Genomic DNA, 21705 nt, shown 5'->3' with positions numbered 1-21705 from the left:
CGTCTGTCACGACAGTGCGGGCCGCCGCGCCAGTGACAGCGTGCGCTGGGCCGTCGCCACCACCGCCGCGTCCACGAACCGCCCGTCCGGCAGCGCCAGCGCCCCCGGCTGCGCGGTGGCCGCCTTCACGATCGTCTCCGCCTCCTCCAGCTCCCGCTCGGTCGGCAGGTACGCCCGCTCGATGATCGGCAGCTGGCGGGGGTGGATCGCCGCGCGGCCGAGGAAGCCCAGGGCCCGGCCGTGCGCGCAGGACGCCGCCAGACCCTCCAGGTCCCGGGTGTCCGGATGCACCGTCTGCGACGGCGGTGCCAGCCCTGCCGCCCGCGCGGCCACGACCACCCGCGCACGCGACCAGTCCAGCCCCGTGTCCCCGCGTACCCCCAGGTCGGCGCGGAGATCGGCCTCCCCGAGCGCGATGCCGCGCAGTGACGGGTGGGCGGCGGCGATCCGGTACGCCCGCTCCACGCCCAGGGCCGTCTCCAGCAGCGCGTACAGGGGCGGCCCGCCGGTGGCCGCCGCGACGCCGGTGACCTGCTCGGGGGAGGTCACCTTGGGCAGCCGCAGCCCGGACAGCCCCGGCAGCGCGGCCAGCGCCGCCAGGTCGGCCGCGGCCAAGGGGCCGTCCAGGGCGTTGACGCGGACGTGCACCGGCACCGGCTGCGGCTCGGTGAGCAGTTCGGCGGTGGCCCCGCGGGCGTACTCCTTGCGGTCGGGGGCGACCGCGTCCTCCAGGTCGATCACCACCACGTCGGCGCCCGCGGCCAGCGCCTTGGCGACCACCGGGGGCCGGTCCCCGGGGGCGTACAGCCAGGTCAGCGGGGGTGCGGTCATACGACGCCCTCCTCACGCAGCTCCTTCACGTCCGCCGGGGTCAGCCCCAGCCCGGTCAGCACCTCCTCGGTGTCCGCGCCGTGCGGGCGGCCCGCCCAGCGGATCGCGCCCGGGGTGGCGGAGAGCCGGAAGAGGACGTTCTGCATGCGCAGCGGACCCAGCTCCGGATCGTCGACCGTCGTGACGGTGTCCAGGGCCTGGTACTGCGGGTCGGCCATCACGTCCCGCACGTCCTGCACCGGGGCGACGGCCGCCTCGGCCTTCTCGAACGCGGCGAGCACGTCGGCACGGCCGTGCCGGGCGATCCAGTCGCCGACCGCCGCGTCGAGCACGTCGGCGTGCAGGGCCCGGTCGGCGCCCGACCCGAACCAGGGCTCGTCGATCAGCTCCGGCCGCCCCACCAGGCGCATCACGCGCTCGGCGACCGACTGGGCCGAGGTGGAGACGGCGACCCAGGTGCCGTCGGCGGTCCGGTAGGTGTTGCGCGGGGCGTTGTTCTGGGAGCGGTTGCCGGTGCGGGGCTGGACGTGGCCGAGCTGGTCGTACCAGGTGGGCTGCGGGCCCAGCACGGTCAGGATCGGCTCGATGATCGCCATGTCGACCACCTGACCCTCGCCGGTCCGCTCCCGGGCGGCCAGCGCCGTCATCACGGCGTACGCGGTCGCCAGGGCGGCGATGGAGTCGGCGAGGCCGAACGGGGGCAGCGTAGGGGGCGCGTCGGGCTCGCCGGTCATCGCGGCGAAACCGCTCATGGCCTCGGCGAGGGTGCCGAAGCCGGGGCGGCGCGCGTACGGGCCGAACTGGCCGAAGCCGGTGACGCGGGTGAGGACGAGGCGCGGATTGACGGCGGACAGCTCGTCCCAGCCCAGGTCCCACTTCTCCAGGGTGCCGGGGCGGAAGTTCTCGACGACGACGTCCGCGGTCGCGGCGAGGCGGAGCAGGGTGGTGCGGCCGGCGGGCTTGGACAGGTCGAGGGTGATGGTGCGCTTGTTGCGGCCCAGCACCTTCCACCACAGGCCGACGCCGTCCTTGGACGGGCCGTGGCCCCGGGACGGGTCGGGGCGGCTCGGATGCTCCACCTTGATCACCTCGGCGCCGAAGTCACCGAGCATGGTGGCGGCCAGCGGGCCCGCGAAGAGCGTGGCGAGGTCGAGGACGCGCAGGCCGCTCAGCGGTGGTGCGGCGGCCGGGGTGGCGGGGGTGGCGGTCACGCGGGGCTCGGGCATGGGCGGGTGGCCTCCCGGTGGGTGAGGTGGGCGAGGGTGTCGAAGCCGATGCCGTCGAAGTCGCCGACCGAGGTGGCCAGGCGGTTCTTCAGCGGGGCCGTCCAGTGCTCGGGCAGCGCGGCGGGCGAACCGGCGAGGAGTCCGGCGACGCTGCCGGCGGTGGCGCCGTTGGAGTCGGTGTCCCAGCCGCCGGACACCGCGCGGGAGACCGAGCCGGTGAAGTCGCCGTCCGCGTGGGTGAGGGCGGCGGCGAGCAGCGCGGTGTTGGGGACGGCGTGCACCCAGTGGTGGGTGGGGGAGTGGCGGGCGTGCAGGGCGTCCACGACCGTGTCGAAGTCGGAGTGGGTCCCGGCGAGGTGGACGGCGTGACGGACGGCTTCGGCGAGGCGGGAGCCGGGCGGTACGACCGCGAGGCCGGCGCGCAGACAGGCGTGGACGTCGTGCGCGCCGGTCGCGGCGGTCGCGAGGACGGCCGCCGCGAACATGGCCGCGTACACGCCGTTGGCCGTGTGGGTGAGGACGGCGTCCCGGTGGGCCTGTTCGGCGGCGGCGGCCGGGTCGCCGGGGTTGGTCCAGCCGTGCACGTCGGCGCGGATCAGGGCGCCGATCCACTCGCGGAACGGGTTGCGGTGGCGGGCGGTGAGCGGGGGTTCGAGGCCGCTGAGCAGATTGCGGTAGGCGACGCGTTCGGCGGTGAAGGTGCGGCCGGCGGGCAGCTCGTCGAGCCAGACCCGTGCGACGTCGGCGGTGGTGAAGGCCCGGCTGTGGCGTCGCAGGAGGCGCAGGTTGAGGAGGGGGTAGTTGAGGTCGTCGTCCTCGGGCATCCCGTCGATGTTCTCGGCCAGGGACGTGGGCGCCGAGCGGCGGTTCCAGGGGTGGGCGGCGAGGAGGCCGGCCGGGACTTGCCGGGCGGTGAAGTAGCCGGTCGGGGGCCAGTTGCCGGCGGCCCGGCCGAGGAGGCGGATGCCGGTCAGGGGGAGCTTCTCGACGGGTTTGCCCAGGAGGCAGCCAGCGGCCCGGCCGAGCCAGGCGGCTTCCAGCCGGGCCGGGGACACGGACCCGGGAGCGGTCGCGGGGGGCGGCCAGTCGGGGCACAGCGCCCTGATCCGGTCGAGGTCCGTCGGCTCGGTGTCCGCCATGGGGCTGGGCAGGTCGGCGAGTTCGTCCAGGAGGTCGTTCGCGAGGAGGCGGAGGTAACGGGAGGCCGGCCGGGTGGCGGCGCCTGCCCGGGGCGGGGCCTCGCTGCCGCCCGCCGCCCGCCAGCGGGCCGCGACCGCCGAGGGATTGCGGCCGTCCAGCCGCGCCTGGCGCAGCTCGTGTCCGATCAGGTCCTCGGGCTGGACCCAGGTCAGCCGGAGCATCCCGCGCCTCCGATCGCGGCGAACGCCTCCTCGTGGGCGCGGCGCCGCCGCACGTCGCGCTCGAAGACCTCACGGGCGACGTGGGTGAGCGTCGCCGCCGGTTCCCACAGGTCGAGCCGGCTCGCCTCGGCCACCGTCTTCGCCCAGTCCTCCGGCACCGGTGAGCCCAGCGCCCCGGCCAGCGCGCCCGCCATCGTGGCGATGGAGTCGCAGTCGCGGCCGTAGTTCACCGCGCCGAGGACCGCGTGCCGCCAGTCGCCGCCGGAGACGACCAGCATGCCGAGGGCGACGGGCAGTTCCTCGATCGCGTGCAGCCGGGACGGGCGGCGGGCGCCGAGCGAGGGTGCGCGGTAGTCCGGGCCGACCGTGTCGTACGGGGCGACCGCCTCCCGCAGCGGCGTCAGCGCCGACTCGAAGTCCGAGTACCGCGCGGCCACCTCGCAGACCGCCTCGATCGCCGCCCGCGTGCCGTCCTTCGCCAGCGACAGACAGGCGGCCACCACCGAGTCCGGCGTCGCGCCGGGCACACAGGCCGCGGCCACCGCCGCCGCGAGGACACCGGCCGCCTCACGGCCGTACGACGACTGGTGCGCGCCCGCGACGTCCAGCGCCTCGGCGTAGGCGGCGGCCGGGTTCGCGGCGTTGACCAGTCCGACCGGGGCCATGTACATCGCGGCACCGCAGTTGACGATGTTGCCGGTGCCGGCCTCGCGCGGGTCGACGTGGCCGTAGTGGAGCCGGGCCACCAGCCACTTCTCCGCCAGGAAGATCCGCTGGAGGGGGAGGGCCTCGGCCTCCAGCTCCGGGATCCAGCGCGGGTTGGTCATCAGGTCCGGGACCAGGTGCTCGGCGACGGCGTGGGCGTCGAGGTGGTCGCGGACCGTGCCGTACACCCGGACCAGCGCGTGGGTCATCAGGGTGTCGTCGGTGACGTGGCCGTCGCCCTTGTGGTACGGGGCGATGGGGCGGGCGGTGCGCCAGTCGTCGCCGTTCCAGGGGCCGACGACGCCGTGCACGCGGCCGCCGTGGCGTTCGAGGATCTGGGCGGGGGAGTAGCCCTCGACGGGGCCGCCGAGCGCGTCACCGACGGCGGCGCCGACGAGGGCGCCGGTGACGCGTTCCTCCAGGGACGCGGTGGGGGAGCCGGGCGTCCTCATGTCGTCCCTCATGTCAGGTGCGGTCCTTTCCGATCGGGGCCGGTGCGTGCGTGCAGGAGTCCGGCGAGTTCGACCAGGTCGGTGCCGGTGAGCCGGGGCAGTACGCAGCCGGGGAGGATGCGGCAGGTCTCGCGCCAGGAGGCGGGGATCGCCGCGCCGCCGCCCAGCGCGCCGGTGAGGGCGCCGGCCAGTGCGGGGGCGGAGTCCGCGACCCGGGAGAGGCAGGCCGCCGCCGGTACCGCCTCCGCGATGCGGCCTTCGGCGGCGACGGTCAGGGCGAGGGCGACCGGGACGGTCTCGGCGGCGGCGATGCCGTAGCTGTAGACGTGGTCGACGATCTGGTGCTCCAGCAGCGGGACCAGCGCGAAGGTGCTCTCCGCGTCCGCCGCGAGGGCCAGTGCCTGGCGGGCGTTGCGGCCGATCTCCGTCTCCGGGGGCAGTTCGGCGAGCGCGGCCGTCACGCAGGCGCGTACGTCGCCGCCGCCGAGGGCGCGGGCCAGTGCCGCCGCCATGGCGCGGGCGCCGTGCACCCCGTCGCCGTCCTGGGTGTAGCGGGCGTCGAACTCGGCCAGATCGGCGGCGGGCCGCGGGTCGCCTGGGTGGGCGACGGCGAGGACGCAGGCGCGGACGCAGGCGGCGTCGTCGAAGTAGTGCGGGTTGTCGTGGCCGGTGGCGGGCGGGCGCAGTCCGGTGGCGAGGTTGCCGAGCCCGGCCCGGACCGAGATGCGGGCCCGCAGCGGCAGTACCGCCGACTCCGGCTCCGGGGCGCGTTCCGTTGCCGCGGCCACCTCGCTGGCGGCGGCGTTCCAGGTCAGGTCGATCGCGGCCCGCATCCGCCGTTCCCGGCTCAGGTCCCCGAGCGCGCCGTCGTCCCCGGCCCGCAGCACCGCCTCCGCCGCGAACGCCGCCCACTCCGCGTCGTCGGAGGGGCCGAGGCGCAGCGGCTCCGGGGGCTGGTTCAGGGCGATGGGCACGGGGAGGGTGGTGGTGGCGTTCTGCTCGGCGAAGGTGTCCAGCTCGCGGGTGAGGCGGCGGGTCCACTCGGGCATCCGCGCGGCCCGGTGCCGGGCGGCGGGCCACCCGGCGGCGTCTCCGGCGGCCAGCCCGAGGAGGAGGCCCTCGACGCGGTCACCGGCGGCGCGGGTCGCCGGGGCGGCGGCCTCGGACACCGGCCGGTGCCCGCTCCCGGCGGGCGGGGACGCGTCCGGCGCGTCGGCCGTGGCGACGTACGCGGTGGTGACCGGTTCCTCCCCGCCGGGTCGCCCCCTGCTCATGTTGCCGCCTCCGCCGCGACCTCGTCACCGGGGTGCGCGCGCAGGGCCCGTTCCGGGGCCGGGTCGGCTGTGCCGGCGGGTACGGCGGTCCGTCCGACGGTGAGTGCTTCCGCGTCCCGCACGCCTCGGCCGCCCGTACTGGGGGTGCCGGCCGACGACGGGTCTCCGTCGGTGGATACGGCGTTGTGTGCCGCGGTGGGTGGCTCGATCGGTGTGGCGGTGGCGGTGGCGGTGGCGGTGGCGGTGGCGGTGGGTGGGACGGTCCGTGTGATGTCGGTGCTCGCCTGGCGCCGGGCGGCGTTCGCGTGGGGGCTTGGTGGTGTGGTCCGCGCGGGGGCGCGGCCCGGAGGCCCGGCCGGTACAGGGTGTACGGGGGCGGTGATCTCCGGCGGGCCACCCGGCGCGGGGCCGTCGCCCGGGGTGCCGGAGGGCGCGCCGTACCCGTCCGGTACGCCGTCCTCGCCCGCCGTGAGGGCCCCGGCGGCCCCCGCGGGAGCCGCCGCCCGCGTCAGCAGGTCCGCCACCTCCAGCACATGGTGCCCCGCCATCGCCGGCAGGCAGCTGCCGCGGGCCGGGCCGATCGCCGACGCCCACTCGGCCGGGATCGCGGCGGCGCCCCGGGTCGCGCCGGCCAGGGCGCCCGCCACCGCCGCCGTGGTGTCGGCGTCGCGCCCCATGTTGACGGCCGTCAGTACCGCGTCCGTGAAGTCGCCGTCGGCCGCCGCGTACGCGCCGAAGGCGAGGGCGACCGCCTCGGGGGCCAGGTCGGTCCAGGGGTAACCGCCGATGACCACCGCGGAGCGGACGGCGCGTTCGCCGAGGTGGGCCGCGGTCATCGCCCGGCGCAGACAGCGGGCCGTCCAGGAGTCCTCCGGGACGACGGCCAGCGCGGAGGCCACCACCGCGTCGGTCGGCGCCCCCGCCATCGCCGCCGCGACCCCCGCCGCCACCGCCTGGCCACCGTAGATGCCCTCGCCGTCGTGGCTGACCGAGCCGTCGATCGCCACCAGCCGGGCGGCCTCGGCGGGACGGCCCGCCGCGAACACGCCGTGCGGCGCGGCTCGCATCGCGAGCCCGTCGCTCCACGCGTGGCGGTGCTGCGCGGAGATGGGCGCGGCCAGCCCGCGGCGCAGGTTCTCCAGGGTGCCGCGTTCGCTGAAGCCCGCGCCCCGGAACGGGCCCTCCTCCCGGTCCGCGATCCACTCGTGCCAGGCCGCCTCCACATGGGCCGGGGTGAGCGCGGCGCCGTACCGGGCCAGCAGCAGACCGGAGAAGATCGCGTACTCGGTGTCGTCGGTGCCGGCCGGCTCGCGGGCCACGTAGCCCGTGATGCGTCCCCAGCGGGCGCGGATCTCGGAGGGCTTCATGTTCTCGGCCGGCGCTCCGAGGGCGTCCCCGACGGCCAGGCCCAGCAGCGCGCCCCGGGCCCGCTCACGGAGTCCGACGGCGTCCCCGGGCGCGGGGGCCGGGGGAATGCAGGCGGTGGATGCCATGCGGCCTCTCCTCTCCCTTTGCGGATGTGTCCCCGGCGCCGCGCGCGTCGCAGCCTCGCGGGCCCGAGCGTCACCCGGACGACATCTGTGCAGGCAAGATCACGGATGAGCGAGAAAGGGTAAAACCGCAGGTAAGCCCAGCCTTTCCTTGCTGGCGGAGCGGAAATGAGCGGCGTAGATTGGGTGTTGTTAAAAAGTAGACCCAGTCCAAACTAGTTCTCCGGGGGGCCCGCATGGCCATCATCGAGACCGAGGCGCCGCTGCACGAGGCGCACCGCGACAACCACACCCACCGCGACGTGAACGGCGGCTGGCTGCGCCCCGCCGTCTTCGGCGCCATGGACGGCCTGGTCTCCAACCTCGCCCTGATGGCCGGTGTCGCCGGCGGTACGGCGAGTCAGCAGACCGTGGTGATCAGCGGACTCGCGGGCCTCGCCGCCGGCGCCTTCTCCATGGCGGCCGGCGAGTACACCTCCGTCGCCTCGCAGCGCGAGCTCGTCGAGGCCGAGCTGGACGTCGAGCGCCGCGAGCTGCGCAAGCACCCGGCGGACGAGGAGGCCGAGCTCGCGGCGCTCTACGAGGCGCGGGGCGTGGACGCCGGCCTCGCCCGCGAGGTCGCCCGGCAGCTGTCCCGGGACCCCGAGCAGGCGCTGGAGATACACGCCCGCGAGGAGCTGGGCATCGACCCCTCCGACCTGCCGTCCCCGCTGGTCGCGGCCGTGTCCTCGTTCGGATCCTTCGCGCTCGGCGCGCTGCTTCCCGTCCTGCCGTTCCTGCTCGGCGCCAGTGCGCTGTGGCCCGCCGTCCTGCTCGCGCTGGCCGGTCTGTTCCTGTGTGGCGCGGTGGTCGCCAAGGTGACGGCGCGCAGCTGGTGGTACAGCGGTCTGCGGCAGCTCGCCCTCGGTGGCGCCGCGGCCGGTGTGACGTACGCCCTGGGCAGCCTGTTCGGAACGGCCGTAGGATAGCCCGGCTCGGACTTATGCGACGGACCGCATAAGTAGTCGCAGAAGTTGCTACTCGCTGGTTTCGAGCGCGTGATCCCCGGGCATGAGCCGAAAGCGCTGTGAGCAACGAGGCCCACCGCGCACCCGCGGAGTGGGCGACGAAGCTCCCTCCGCGCCCTCGGGCCGACGGACACCGATCTGTCCGCCTCGGTCCCCAAAGCCTCCACCGCCGGGTACGGAACCCCCTCCGCAACCCCCGGTGTCCGCATGGTGGAACGGATTATCCCGCTTCCCGAGAACCGCCCCATCATGTAACCTGCACCAAATTTTGATCCCACGCAGAGGGCCAACGTCGTCCCTCGGCACTTGCACATGCCAGATGACGACGACGGGAGAGCCGATGCGTACGCCGCGCCAGCCGTCCCAGCACTCCGCGAATGGCCAGAACTGGTCCTTCATGGATGCTCGCCCTGCTGCGCAGGGTATGTACGACCCCCGCAACGAGCACGACGCCTGCGGCGTCGGTTTCGTCGCCACTCTCACCGGCGAGGCATCGCACAACCTGGTCGACCAGGCACTCACCGTGCTGCGCAACCTCGAGCACCGCGGCGCCACCGGCTCCGAGCCCGACTCGGGCGACGGCGCCGGCATCCTCTCCCAGGTGCCCGACGCCTTCTTCCGCGAGGTGGCCGGATTCGAACTGCCCGAGGCCGGGGCGTACGCCGTCGGCATCGCCTTCCTGCCGGTCGACGGCACCGAGGACGCCGTCTCGCGCATCGAGACGATCGCCGGCGAGGAGGGCCTGAGCGTCCTCGGCTGGCGCGAGGTCCCGGTCGCCCCGCAGCTGCTCGGCGCCACCGCCCGCTCCACCATGCCGGTCTTCCGCCAGATCTTCGTGGCCGACGGCGCCTCGCAGGGCATCGACCTCGACCGCCGAGCCTTCGCGCTGCGCAAGCGCGCCGAGCGCGAGGCCGGGGTCTACTTCCCGTCGCTGTCCGCGCGGACCATCGTCTACAAGGGCATGCTGACCACCGGCCAGCTCGAGCCCTTCTTCCCGGACCTGTCCGACCGCCGCTTCGCCTCCGCGATCGCGCTCGTGCACTCCCGGTTCTCCACCAACACCTTCCCGAGCTGGCCGCTCGCCCACCCGTACCGCTTCGTCGCGCACAACGGCGAGATCAACACGGTCAAGGGCAACCGCAACTGGATGCGCGCCCGCGAGTCCCAGCTCGTCTCCGACGTCTTCGGGGCCTCCTCCGACCTGGACCGGCTCTTCCCGGTCTGCACGCCGGACGCCTCCGACTCGGCCTCCTTCGACGAGGTGCTGGAGCTGCTGCACCTCGGCGGGCGCTCCCTGCCGCACTCGGTGCTGATGATGATCCCGGAGGCGTGGGAGAACCACGACTCCATGGACCCGGCCCGGCGCGCCTTCTACCAGTTCCACTCCACGATGATGGAACCCTGGGACGGCCCCGCCTGCGTCACCTTCACCGACGGCACCCAGGTCGGCGCCGTCCTCGACCGCAACGGTCTGCGCCCCGGCCGCTACTGGGTCACCGACGACGGCCTCGTCGTCCTCGGCTCCGAGGTCGGCGTCCTCGACATCGACCCCGCGAAGGTCGTCCGCAAGGGCCGCCTGCAGCCCGGCCGCATGTTCCTCGTGGACACCGCCGAGCACCGCATCATCGAGGACGACGAGATCAAGGCCCAGCTCGCCGCCGAGCAGCCCTACGGCGAGTGGATGGAAGCCGGCGAGATCGAGCTGTCCGACCTGCCCGAGCGCGAGCACATCGTCCACACCCACGCCTCGGTCACCCGCCGCCAGCAGACCTTCGGGTACACCGAGGAGGAGCTGCGCGTCATCCTCGCGCCGATGGCCAAGGCCGGCGCCGAACCGATCGGCTCCATGGGCACCGACTCGCCCATCGCCGCGCTCTCCGACCGGCCCCGGCTGCTCTTCGACTACTTCACCCAGCTCTTCGCGCAGGTCACCAACCCGCCGCTGGACGCCATCCGCGAGGAACTGGTCACCTCCCTGCGCTCCTCGCTGGGCCCCCAGGGCAACCTGCTCGACCCGACGGCCGCCTCCTGCCGCAGCGTCCTGCTGCCCTTCCCGGTCATCGACAACGACGAGCTGGCCAAGCTCATCCACATCAACGCCGACGGCGACATGCCCGGCTTCAAGGCCGCGACCCTCTCCGGCCTCTACCGGGTGCACGGCGGCGGCGACACGCTCGCCGCGCGCATAGAGGAGATCTGCGCCGAGACCGACGCCGCCATCGAGAACGGCGCCCGGCTCATCGTCCTCTCCGACCGCCACTCGGACGCCGAGCACGCCCCGATCCCGTCGCTGCTGCTCACCGCCGCCGTCCACCACCACCTCATCCGCACCAAGCAGCGCACCGAGGTGGGCCTGCTGGTCGAGGCCGGCGACGTCCGCGAGGTCCACCACGTCGCCCTGCTCATCGGCTACGGCGCCGCCGCGGTCAACCCGTACCTGGCCATGGAGTCCGTCGAGGACCTGGTCCGCGCGGGCACCTTCCTGCCCGGCATGGAGTCCGAGCAGGCCATCCGGAACCTGATCTACGCCCTCGGCAAGGGCGTCCTCAAGGTCATGTCCAAGATGGGCATCTCCACCGTCGCCTCCTACCGCGGCGCCCAGGTCTTCGAGGCCGTCGGCCTGGACGAGGCGTTCGTCGAGAAGTACTTCAACGGCACCGCCACCAAGATCGGCGGCATCGGCATCGACGTCGTCGCCGAGGAGGTCGCCGCCCGCCACGCCAAGGCGTACCCGGCCAGCGGCATCGCGCCCGCCCACCGCGCCCTGGACATCGGCGGCGAGTACCAGTGGCGCCGCGAGGGCGAGCCGCACCTGTTCGACCCGGAGACGGTCTTCCGCCTCCAGCACTCCACGCGATCCGGCAAGTACGACATCTTCAAGAAGTACACCGAGCGCGTGAACGAGCAGTCCGAGCGGCTGATGACGCTGCGCGGCCTGTTCGGCTTCAAGTCGGACCGGCAGCCGATCTCCGTCGACGAGGTCGAGCCCGTCTCCGAGATCGTCAAGCGCTTCTCCACCGGCGCCATGTCGTACGGCTCCATCTCCCAGGAGGCGCACGAGACCCTCGCCATCGCCATGAACCAGCTGGGCGGCAAGTCCAACACCGGTGAGGGCGGCGAGGACCCGGAGCGCCTGTACGACCCGGCGCGCCGTTCGTCGATCAAGCAGGTCGCCTCCGGCCGCTTCGGCGTGACCTCCGAGTACCTGGTCAACGCCGACGACATCCAGATCAAGATGGCCCAGGGCGCCAAGCCCGGCGAGGGCGGCCAGCTGCCCGGCCACAAGGTCTACCCGTGGGTCGCCAAGACCCGGCACTCGACGCCCGGCGTGGGCCTGATCTCCCCGCCACCGCACCACGACATCTACTCCATCGAGGACCTGGCCCAGCTGATCCACGACCTGAAGAACGCGAACCCGCAGGCGCGGATTCACGTCAAGCTGGTCTCCGAGGTCGGCGTCGGCACGGTCGCGGCGGGTGTGTCGAAGGCGCACGCGGACGTCGTCCTCATCTCGGGCCACGACGGCGGCACCGGCGCCTCCCCGCTGACGTCGCTCAAGCACGCGGGCGGACCCTGGGAGCTGGGCCTCGCCGAGACCCAGCAGACCCTGCTGCTCAACGGCCTGCGCGACCGGATCGTCGTCCAGACCGACGGCCAGCTCAAGACCGGCCGCGACGTCGTCATCGCCGCGCTGCTCGGCGCCGAGGAGTTCGGTTTCGCGACCGCCCCGCTCGTCGTCTCCGGCTGCGTCATGATGCGCGTCTGCCACCTCGACACCTGCCCGGTCGGCATCGCCACCCAGAACCCGGTGCTGCGCGACCGGTTCTCCGGCAAGGCCGAGTACGTGGTGAACTTCTTCCAGTTCATCGCCGAAGAGGTCCGCGAGATCCTCGCCGAGCTGGGCTTCCGCTCCATCGAGGAGGCCGTCGGCCACGCCGAAACCCTCGACGTCACCCGCGCCGTCGACCACTGGAAGGCACAGGGACTGGACCTGGAGCCGCTGTTCCACGTGCCCGAACTGCCCGAGGGCGCCCTGCGCCACCAGGCGATCGTCCAGGACCACGGCCTGGAGAAGGCCCTCGACAACCAGCTGATCAAGCTCGCCTCCGACGCGCTCGGTGCCACGGACGCCACCGACGCCGCGCCGGTGCGCGCCCAGGTCGCCATCCGCAACATCAACCGCACGGTCGGCACCATGCTCGGCCACGAGGTGACCAAGAAGTTCGGCGGCGGGGGCCTGCCCGACGACACCGTCGACATCACCTTCACCGGCTCCGCCGGCCAGTCCTTCGGCGCCTTCGTCCCGCGCGGCATCACGCTGCGCCTGGAGGGCGACGCCAACGACTACGTCGGCAAGGGCCTCTCCGGCGGCCGGATCGTCGTCCGCCCGGACCGGGGCGCCGACCACCTCGCCGAGTACTCCACCATCGCCGGCAACACCATCGGCTACGGCGCCACCGGCGGCGAGATGTTCCTGCGCGGCAAGGTCGGCGAGCGCTTCTGCGTCCGCAACTCCGGCGCGACGGTCGTCTCCGAGGGCGTCGGCGACCACGGCTGCGAGTACATGACCGGCGGCCACGCGGTCGTCCTCGGCGAGACCGGGCGCAACTTCGCGGCCGGCATGTCCGGCGGCATCGCCTACGTCGTCGACCTGGACCGCGACAACGTCAACTCCGGCAACGTGGGCGCCGTCGAGGCGCTGGACGACGCCGACCGCGCATGGCTGCACGACGTCGTGCGCCGGCACCAGGAGGAGACGGGCTCCACTGTCGCCGCGAAGCTGCTCGCCGAGTGGGACAACTCCGTGGAGCGCTTCAGCAAGATCATCCCCAGCACGTACAAGGCAGTGCTCGCCGCCAAGGACGCCGCCGAGCGAGCCGGTCTCTCCGAGACCGAGATCACCGAGAAGATGATGGAGGCGGCGACCAATGGCTGATCCCAAGGGCTTTCTGAACCACGGGCGCGAGGTCGCCCAGACCCGCCCGGTCCCGGAGCGCGTCAAGGACTGGAACGAGGTCTACGTCCCCGGCTCCCTGCTGCCGATCATCAGCAAGCAGGCCAGCCGCTGCATGGACTGTGGCATCCCGTTCTGCCACAACGGCTGCCCGCTCGGGAACCTGATCCCCGAGTGGAACGACTACGCCTACCGCGAGGACTGGCAGGCCGCGCAGGAACGCCTGCACGCCACCAACAACTTCCCGGAGTTCACCGGCCGCCTGTGCCCGGCCCCCTGCGAGTCGGCGTGCGTGCTCGGCATCAACCAGCCGCCGGTCACCATCAAGAACGTCGAGGTCTCCATCATCGACAAGGCGTGGGAGACCGGGGACGTCGCCCCGCAGATCCCCGAGCGCCTGTCCGGCAAGACCGTCGCCGTCATCGGCTCCGGCCCCGCGGGCCTGGCCGCCGCCCAGCAGCTCACCCGGGCCGGCCACACCGTCGCCGTCTACGAGCGCGCCGACCGCGTCGGCGGCCTGCTGCGCTACGGCATCCCCGAGTTCAAGATGGAGAAGCGGCACATCAACCGCCGCATCGAGCAGATGCGCGCGGAGGGCACCCGCTTCCGCACCGGCGTCGAGATCGGCCGCGACCTCAAGGCGACCGACCTGAAGAAGCGCTACGACGCCGTCGTCATCGCCGCCGGCGCCACCACCGCCCGCGACCTGCCGGTCCCCGGCCGCGAGCTGAACGGCATCCACCAGGCGATGGAGTACCTGCCCCTGGCCAACAAGGTCCAGGAGGGCGACTACGTGGCGCCCCCGATCACGGCCGAGGGCAAGCACGTCGTCGTCATCGGCGGCGGCGACACCGGCGCCGACTGCGTGGGCACCGCCCACCGCCAGGGTGCCGCCTCCGTCACCCAGCTGGAGATCATGCCCCGGCCGGGTGAGGAACGGGACGCGGTGCGCCAGCCCTGGCCGACCTTCCCGATGCTCTACAAGGTCACCAGCGCCCACGAGGAGGGTGGCGAGCGGGTCTACGCCGTCTCCACCACCCACTTCGAGGGCGACGAGGACGGCAACGTCCAGTGGCTGCACATGAGCGAGGTCGAGTTCGTCGACGGCAAGCTCACCGCGAAGCCGGGCACCGAGCGCAAGATCCCCGCCCAGCTCGTCACCCTCGCCATGGGCTTCACCGGCACCGACCGGGACAACGGCCTGGTCGACCAGTTCGGCCTGGAGCTCGACGAACGGGGTAACATCGCCCGGGACGCCGACTTCCAGACCAACGTGCCGGGTGTGTTCGTCGCCGGTGACGCCGGCCGCGGCCAGTCGCTCATCGTCTGGGCGATCGCCGAGGGCCGCTCCGCCGCCCGCGGCGCCGACCGCTTCCTGACCGGGGCCAGCGAACTGCCGGCCCCGATCCGGCCGACCGACCGCGCCCTCGCGGTCTGACGGACGGAACAACCGAAGAACGTCCCGTACAAAGGCGTACGGAACACTGATGGCGCCTGCCCTGTCCCCGACCGGACAAAGGGGCAGGCGCCGTCGCATGCGCCCGCCGACGCCTACGGCAGCCGGTACGTGTCCCCGTACATCTCCCACACCAGCGGCACGTCCAGGTCCAGGTTCCCCTCCCGCAGCCACCGGCGCTGCGCGGTGTCGACGCGGGACGTGTCGCTGCCCGGACGCCTGGCCAGCATGGCCTCGCGGCGGACGTCCAGGAACGCCTTGAGGTACGCCTTCTCGGAACCGGCCCGGGCCGGCGTCTTCGCCTTCTCCATGGCCCGCTCGCGCAACCCGTAGAACCCCTCGGCGTCCGTGTCGGGACCGTGGAAGACCATCGCGTCGAAGTACACGAACTGGCCGAGCGTGCCGAGACCGTCCAGCTTGGCGAGGCGCACCGCCGGCTCGAAGTAGACCCGGTCGCGCTCCTCCTCCTGCGCCTTCCGGAACTCCGGCTTCCCGGCCTCCGCCCGCCAGGCGTCCGGGAAGCCCGGGTCCAGACCCTCGTGGGAGTCGGTCCCGTCCACCTCGCGCAGGGCGGGCAGGTACGCCGCCAGTCCGTTGCCCGGGTGCGCCTTCGTGTAGCGCTCCACCAGCGTCAGCAGGTCGTGCGTGCCGGTGCAGAAACCGATGATGCCCGCCGTGTAACCGCACCCGTCGCCCAGGTCCTCGATCGTCCCGTACGAGGTGCGCCACTTCGTCGTCGAGTTCTCGGCACTGGACACCAGCTGCTGGGCCAGCTCCTTCTTCGCGGGGTCGGCCAGCCCCGGCGGCAGGCCGGCGATCAGCGCGTCGTCCGCCTCCCGCTCCTGCTCCGCCCGGCTCTTGGCGTCCTGCCGGGACGACTGGGCGGAGGCGACCGGAGGCGTCACCGGGGCGTCGGCCGAGTCCGTCGGCATCACGAAGTACACCCCCGTGGCGATCACGGGAACGGCCGCGAGGAGCAGCACACCGGCACGTTTCATCGGGGAATACCTCTCATAGGGGAATGCCTTGGCCTGTCAGTTCCGTCACCCTGCTCACCGCCGCGACCGCCAGCAGCGCCAGCAGCGCCACGCACGCCCCCGTCTGCACGAAGGCCCGGCGTCCGTCCCGGGGCGCGTAGGGGAAGGCCATAGCCACCGCGCCGCCCGCCAGCAGACCGCCCAGGTGCCCCTGCCAGGAGGTGAACCCGGCCGAGACCACCAGCCACAGCAGCAGGAGCACCATGAAACGGTTGACCGCCGCCATGTCCGCGCCCAGCCGGCGGTGCAGAACGTAGTACGCGGCCCCCACGCCGAACACCGCGCCCGACGCCCCGACCGAGGACTGCCCGGGATCGGCCAGGACCAGCTGCAGGACGGAACCGCCCAGCGCCGACAACACGTACAGGACCACGAAGCGGAGCCGGCCGAGCATCAGCTCCACCACCCGCCCCAACTGCCACAGCGCCACCATGTTCATGGTGATGTGCAGGATCCCGAACGCGCCCTCGAACGGCGACACGTGGAGGAAGGCGCTGGTGAGCATCCTCTCCCACTCACCACCGGCCACACCCTCCGTCCGGAGCGTCCCGAAGACGAAGTACGCCCCGTCGGCGGTCAGGTGACCACCCTCCGGGCCGACCAGCCGCGCACCGACCATCGAGAACCGGTCCACGATCTCCGGCCGCACCACCTCCGCCAGGTACACCAGCACGTTCAGCGCGAACAGCACGTACGTCACCACGGGCGTCGCCGAGACCCGGCCGCCCGCGATGGTCCGGGCCTGCCGGACCGACCGCGCCCCCTCCTTCACACACTCGGGGCACTGGTGACCGACGGGTGCCTCGCGCATGCAGTCGGGACAGATGAACCGCTCGCAACGGGTGCAGCGGACATGACACTCCACCGCGGGATGGCGGTAACAGGTCGTGACGGTGGACTCGGAATCCACGGCCGGCTCCTCGGGGCGGGACGGACGGTGAGCCGGTGGGGACGGCGGCGAACAAAATAGCGAACGCCTGTGGACAAGCTGAGAGGCGGGGTGCGCCGTGCCGTAACCTCGGCAGCCACACGCCAAGAGTCCGGGGACGACGGGGGAAACCACATGGCCGCGATCAGTCTCACCAAGGTGCGGGAGACAGCGCCCGCACTGGTCGACCTGTACAAGAGCGCCGGAGTGTCCCTGACCAAACACGGCCTCGACGGAACCCGGGCCGCCGTCTACCTCGTCGTCGACTACTCCGGCTCCATGAAGCCCTACTACAAGGACGGCAGCGTCCAGGCCCTCGCCGACCGCGTGCTCGGACTGTCCGCCCACCTCGACGACGACGGCACCGTACCCGTGGTGTTCTTCTCCACCGACGTCGACGCCGTCACCGAGATCGCCCTCGCCGACCACCACGGACGGATCGAGCGGATCGTCGCCGGCCTCGGACACATGGGCAAGACCAGCTACCACCTGGCCATGGACGCCGTCATCGACCACTACCTCGACAGCGGCGCCCACCACCCCGCCCTCGTCGTCTTCCAGACCGACGGCGGCCCCGTCAACCGGCTCGCCGCCGAACGGTACCTGTGCAAGGCGGCACCGCTCCCGCTGTTCTGGCAGTTCGTCGGCTTCGGCGACCCGGGCAGCCGCCAGTTCGAGTACCTGCGCAAACTCGACGAACTGGCGGTGCCGACCAAGCGGATCGTCGACAACGCCGGCTTCTTCCACGCCGGCCACGACCCCCAGAAGCTCACCGACACCGAACTGTACGACCACCTGGTGGGCGAGTTCCCCCAGTGGCTGCTGGCCGCACGGGCGCAGGGCATCGTACGGACATAGGAGCCGCCCGGGAACGCCCCGGCGCCCGGGTCACGTATCGCACTCCAGCACCGTCCGGCACAACCCGCACCGCGCCCGCACCCGCCCCCGCACCGGCACCCTGATCCGCTGGTGACAGGTCGGACACGGGAACGACACCCGCAGCGCCCCGCGCCCCTGCGAAGTGAACGCGTACGGGCCGTCCCCCGGCGGAACGGACGAGGCGTGCGGATCCTGCGCGTGCCGGCGATCCCGCGCATACCGGCGGCGGCCCGCCCAGCCGGCCGCCGTCAGCGGCGGCTGCCGCTCGTCCCGACGCGCCCGCGCCATGCCCTTGACGTACGCCGAGTACGCCTGCGCACTGGTGAACCACACCGACGGATCCTCACCGAACACCAGCGCCCGCTTGGCCAGCACGTACCCGAACTCCTCCGGCGTCAGATACCCCAGCTTCTGCGACGACGCCCCGTCCTCCCGGTACGCGTCCAGCAGCAGCCACCCGGCACCCAGATACGTCGTCGCCGTGTCCGTGAGGATCTCGTTGTCCCGCGTCCCCGGGAAGGACAGGTCCAGACGGTGCAGGTACACGTGCATCACCTCGTGCGCCAGCGCCGCCCCGATGTCCCGGCGATGAGTGCGGAAACGGGCGTTCAGCTCGATGAAGTACTCAGGCCCCGCCGTCAGCTCGACATGCGCCGCATGCGTCATCTCCCGGAAGGAGACGATCATCCGGGCGTCCGGGAGACGGTAGTGCCGCACCAGCTCATGAGCCACCCGCTGCGTACCCAGATACAGATCATCCGTGTCGCAGAACGCCACATCGGCCGGCGGCACGCTCGCCGAGAACGTCCGGACGGTGTCGTACGACAGCCGCCGGTACAGCGCGGTGACGGCGGCCCGCACCGTCTCCAGATGCGGAAAACCGTGCTCGACCGGTCCACCGTTCGCCACGCCCGACCCCCAAGACGCCTGAACCCTCCACACCACTGTACGAGCAGCACCCCGGTTCTCGGCGCCTGAGACGGCCTGCGACAGCCCGGCGTCCGCCCGTAGGCTGAGCCCCCATGACCACCAGCAACACCGGTACCGGTGCCGTCGACCCCGCCGTCCGCGAGGAACTGGCCCGGCTGCGGGACAGCATCGACAACATCGACGCGGCCGTCGTCCACATGCTCGCCGAGCGCTTCAAGTGCACCCAGCAGGTCGGCCACCTCAAAGCCCGCCACCAGCTGCCACCCGCCGACCCGGCCCGCGAGGCCAAGCAGATCGCCCGCCTGCGCGCCCTCGCCGAGAGCGCCAAACTGGACCCGGCGTTCGCCGAGAAGTTCCTCAACTTCATCATCGCCGAGGTCATCCACCACCACGAGCGCATCGCCGAACACAACGGCAACACCCCCGCCTGACCACCCCGACCCCGGCGCCCCCTCGGGGGCGCACGCCGGGGAGCGCGGCACCCCCACAACGGACCGGACATACCCCGCGTACCGAACCGCCCCTGTGCCCTGCCCACACCATCAGGCAGCATGGCGTCCATGTCCGTACTCACGCGCGACGAAGCGCAGACCCGTGCCAGCCTCCTCGACGTCCACCACTACACGATCGACCTCGATCTGACCCGTGGCGACGACACCTTCGACTCCCGCACCGTCATCCGCTTCACCGTGCGCGACGCGACCCCCACCACGGACACCTTCGTCGAGGTCAAGCCCGCCGAGCTGCGCACCGTCACCCTGGACGGACACCCCCTCGACCCCGCCGCCCTCGACGACAACCGGCTCGCCCTCAAGGACCTCACCCCCGGCGAGCACGAACTGCGCGTCGACGCCGCCATGCGCTACTCCCGCACCGGCGAAGGCATGCACCGCTTCACCGACCCCGCCGACGGCGAGACCTACGTCTACACCCAGCTCTTCCTCGACGACGTCCAGCGCGTCTTCGCCGCCTTCGACCAGCCCGACCTCAAAGCCGCCTTCGACCTCACCGTCACCGCCCCCGTAGGCTGGACCGTCCTCGCCAACGGCACCACCGAACACACCGGCGACGGCCACTGGAAAGCTGCCACCACCCCCCGCATCTCCACCTACCTCGTCGCCGTCGCCGCCGGCCCCTGGCACTCCGTACGCACCGAACACCGCGGCCTGCCCTTCGGCATCCACTGCCGCCGCTCCCTCGCCCCCCACCTCGACGCCGACGCCGACGAACTCCTCGACATCACCCGCAGCTGCTACGACCGCTACCACGAAAAGTTCACCGAGCCCTACCCCTTCGACTCCTACGACCAGGCGTTCGTCCCCGAATTCAACGCCGGCGCCATGGAGAACCCCGGCCTCGTCACCTTCCGCGACGAATTCGTCTTCCGCTCCGCCGTCACCGACACCCAGCGCCAGACCCGCGCCATGGTCATCGCCCACGAAATGGCCCACATGTGGTTCGGCGACCTCGTCACCCTCAAGTGGTGGGACGACATCTGGCTCAACGAGTCCTTCGCCGAATACATGGGCTACCAGACCACCGCCGAAGCCACCCGCTTCACCCACACCTGGACCGACTTCGGCGTCACCCGCAAACCCTGGGGCTACGACGCCGACCAGCGCCCCTCCACCCACCCCGTCGCCCCCGAAAACGTCCCCGACACCGCCTCCGCCCTCCTCAACTTCGACGGCATCTCCTACGCCAAGGGCGCCTCCGCCCTGCGCCAACTCGTCACCTGGCTCGGCGAGAAAGACTTCCTCGCCGGCATCAACACCCACTTCGAACGCCACAAGTTCGCCAACGCCACCCTCGCCGACTTCATCGACTCCCTCGCCGCCGCCACCGACCGCGACGTCCACGCCTGGGCCGACGCCTGGCTGCGCACCACCGGCGTCGACACCCTCACCCCCCGCATCACCGGCGACAACGGCGACCGCGCCCTCACCGTCGACCACACCGGCAGCCGCCCCCACCGCATCGCCGCCGGCCTCTACGACCGCGACCTCACCGACGAAGGCCGCCTCACCCTCCGCCGCCGCCTCGACATCGACATCCCGCAGAACCAACCCCTGCCCATCGGCAAACGCCCCGCCCTCACCGTCCTCAACGACGGCGACCTCACCTACGCCAAGATCCGCTTCGACACCGACTCCTTCCACACCCTGCGCACCGGACTCTCCGGCCTCCCCGACCCCCTCACCCGCGCCGTCGTCTGGAACGCCCTGCGCGACGCCGTACGCGACGGCGAACTCGCCCCCACCGACTACCTCGACATCGCCCGCACCCACCTCCCCCACGAAACCGACCTCGCCCTCGTCGACGGCGTCCTCACCTTCGCCGGCACCCAGGTCGCCGACCGCTACGTCACCCCCCAACAGCGGCCCGCCGCCCTCACCACCCTCACCGACCTCTGCCGCGACCTCATCCGCCGCACCGAGGACGGCGACCACCCCGGCCTGCGCCTCATCGCCGTACGCCACCGCATCGCCACCGCCGCCCACCCCGACACCATCGCCGCCTGGCTCGCCGACGGCACCGTCCCCGGCGGCCCCGAACTCGACCCCGAACTGCGCTGGCGCATCCTCACCCGCCTCGCCGTCCTCGGCGCCACCGACGAAACCGCCATCGCCGCCGAACTCGCCACCGACCCCAGCGCCACCGGCCAGGAAGGCGCCGCCCGCTGCCGCGCCGCCCTCCCCGACCCCGAAGCCAAACAGCGCGCCTGGGAAGCGATGTTCGCCACCGACGACCTCTCCAACTACCTGTTCACCGCCACCGCCCAAGGCTTCTGGCAACCCGAACAGACCGACCTCGTACACGACTACGTCCCCCGCTACTACGCCGAAGCAGTCGCCGTCGCCGCCCGCCGCGGCCCCGCCATCGCCGACGCCGCCGGCCGCTGGGCCTTCCCCGCCCACGCCATCGACCCCGACACCCTGCGCCTCGGCCAGGAATGCCTCGACGACGCCGACCCCATCCCCGCCCTGCGCCGCAAACTCACCGACCAGCTCGACGACCTCGCCCGCGCACTGCGCGTACGGGAATCGGCCGCCGACTGACGACCGCTGACTGACGGCCGACTGACGACGGACACGGCCGGTTCCCCACCCCGCGACACGGGAACCGGCCCCACGAATACCCCTTTCGGGTTGTGATCGTTGAGCTGTCCGGGCGC

At 72.7% G+C, this 21705-nt stretch carries 14 protein-coding genes and 1 pseudogene; 6 read left to right on the top strand and 9 right to left on the bottom strand.

What is annotated here, in order from left to right; all coding sequences use genetic code 11:
* Nucleotides 1-6: 6 nt before the first annotated feature.
* The 6 genes and pseudogenes from AMK11_RS01265 to AMK11_RS01240 form a co-directional block, all read right to left on the bottom strand.
* On the bottom strand, nt 7-831 hold the full coding sequence (locus AMK11_RS01265; protein WP_073721879.1) for an HpcH/HpaI aldolase/citrate lyase family protein: 825 nt from the start codon (nt 829-831) through the stop codon (nt 7-9).
* Nucleotides 828-2057: a CaiB/BaiF CoA transferase family protein gene (locus AMK11_RS01260; RefSeq protein WP_073721877.1), complete on the bottom strand. Its 1230-nt coding sequence runs from the start codon at nt 2055-2057 to the stop codon at nt 828-830. Before AMK11_RS01260 ends, AMK11_RS01265 begins: the two co-directional genes overlap by 4 nt.
* Entirely contained in the window at nt 2039-3418 is a 1380-nt protein-coding gene (locus tag AMK11_RS01255; RefSeq protein WP_073721875.1) for an ADP-ribosylglycohydrolase family protein, read from the bottom strand. Before AMK11_RS01255 ends, AMK11_RS01260 begins: the two co-directional genes overlap by 19 nt.
* Nucleotides 3406-4587 carry an ADP-ribosylglycohydrolase family protein gene (locus tag AMK11_RS01250; protein ID WP_198941281.1) on the bottom strand — a complete coding sequence of 394 codons (1182 nt, stop codon included), beginning with the start codon at nt 4585-4587 and terminating at the stop codon, nt 3406-3408. Before AMK11_RS01250 ends, AMK11_RS01255 begins: the two co-directional genes overlap by 13 nt.
* The gene (locus AMK11_RS01245; RefSeq protein WP_073721873.1) at nt 4584-5849 is read right to left on the bottom strand and encodes an ADP-ribosylglycohydrolase family protein; all 1266 of its coding nucleotides are present in this window, start codon (nt 5847-5849) and stop codon (nt 4584-4586) included. Before AMK11_RS01245 ends, AMK11_RS01250 begins: the two co-directional genes overlap by 4 nt.
* 506 nt (nt 5850-6355) lie before the next feature.
* A pseudogene (locus tag AMK11_RS01240) lies at nt 6356-7342 on the bottom strand (ADP-ribosylglycohydrolase family protein); the annotation flags it as partial.
* Nucleotides 7343-7575: 233 nt separating this feature from the next.
* Between AMK11_RS01240 and AMK11_RS01235 the strand changes: the two are divergent.
* The 3 genes from AMK11_RS01235 to AMK11_RS01225 all read left to right on the top strand — a co-directional run bounded on the left by AMK11_RS01235 (nt 7576) and on the right by AMK11_RS01225 (nt 14738).
* Nucleotides 7576-8307: a VIT1/CCC1 transporter family protein gene (locus tag AMK11_RS01235; protein ID WP_073721856.1), complete on the top strand. Its 732-nt coding sequence runs from the start codon at nt 7576-7578 to the stop codon at nt 8305-8307.
* Nucleotides 8308-8743: 436 nt separating this feature from the next.
* The gene (gene gltB, locus AMK11_RS01230) at nt 8744-13282 is read left to right on the top strand and encodes a glutamate synthase large subunit (RefSeq protein ID WP_073723824.1); all 4539 of its coding nucleotides are present in this window, start codon (nt 8744-8746) and stop codon (nt 13280-13282) included.
* On the top strand, nt 13275-14738 hold the full coding sequence (locus tag AMK11_RS01225; RefSeq protein WP_073721854.1) for a glutamate synthase subunit beta: 1464 nt from the start codon (nt 13275-13277) through the stop codon (nt 14736-14738). Before gltB ends, AMK11_RS01225 begins: the two co-directional genes overlap by 8 nt.
* A gap of 113 nt (nt 14739-14851) precedes the next feature.
* Here AMK11_RS01225 and AMK11_RS01220 read toward each other — a convergent pair whose 3' ends face one another.
* Both AMK11_RS01220 and AMK11_RS01215 read right to left on the bottom strand, forming a co-directional pair.
* The gene (locus tag AMK11_RS01220; protein WP_073721852.1) at nt 14852-15754 is read right to left on the bottom strand and encodes a chitosanase; all 903 of its coding nucleotides are present in this window, start codon (nt 15752-15754) and stop codon (nt 14852-14854) included.
* A 13-nt stretch (nt 15755-15767) separates the two neighbouring features.
* Nucleotides 15768-16703, bottom strand: a complete 936-nt coding sequence (locus AMK11_RS01215) for a rhomboid family intramembrane serine protease (protein WP_073721850.1) — start codon at nt 16701-16703, stop codon at nt 15768-15770.
* A gap of 153 nt (nt 16704-16856) precedes the next feature.
* On the opposite strand from AMK11_RS01215, the gene AMK11_RS01210 reads away from it, so the two are divergent.
* Nucleotides 16857-17579 (top strand): vWA domain-containing protein, encoded by a 723-nt coding sequence (locus AMK11_RS01210; protein ID WP_073721848.1) that lies wholly within the window; start codon nt 16857-16859, stop codon nt 17577-17579.
* Nucleotides 17580-17609: 30 nt separating this feature from the next.
* On the opposite strand, the gene AMK11_RS01205 is transcribed toward AMK11_RS01210, so the two are convergent.
* Nucleotides 17610-18509, bottom strand: coding sequence for a hypothetical protein (locus AMK11_RS01205; protein WP_073721846.1), 900 nt, complete (start codon nt 18507-18509; stop codon nt 17610-17612).
* Between the two features lie 113 nt (nt 18510-18622).
* On the opposite strand from AMK11_RS01205, the gene AMK11_RS01200 reads away from it, so the two are divergent.
* Together AMK11_RS01200 and pepN are read left to right on the top strand one after the other, a co-directional pair.
* Complete coding sequence (locus AMK11_RS01200) at nt 18623-18961, top strand: chorismate mutase (RefSeq protein ID WP_073721844.1); 339 nt, start codon at nt 18623-18625, stop codon at nt 18959-18961.
* Between the two features lie 129 nt (nt 18962-19090).
* Nucleotides 19091-21589 carry an aminopeptidase N gene (gene pepN / locus AMK11_RS01195; protein ID WP_073723822.1) on the top strand — a complete coding sequence of 833 codons (2499 nt, stop codon included), beginning with the start codon at nt 19091-19093 and terminating at the stop codon, nt 21587-21589.
* Nucleotides 21590-21705: the final 116 nt, after the last annotated feature.

Origin of the sequence: Streptomyces sp. CB02414 (assembly GCF_001905385.1) — a bacterium.
In the GTDB taxonomy this organism is placed as follows: Bacteria; Actinomycetota; Actinomycetes; order Streptomycetales; family Streptomycetaceae; genus Streptomyces.
Note: the sequence above shows the minus strand (reverse complement) of the source record. Positions and strands in the feature narration are given on the sequence as shown.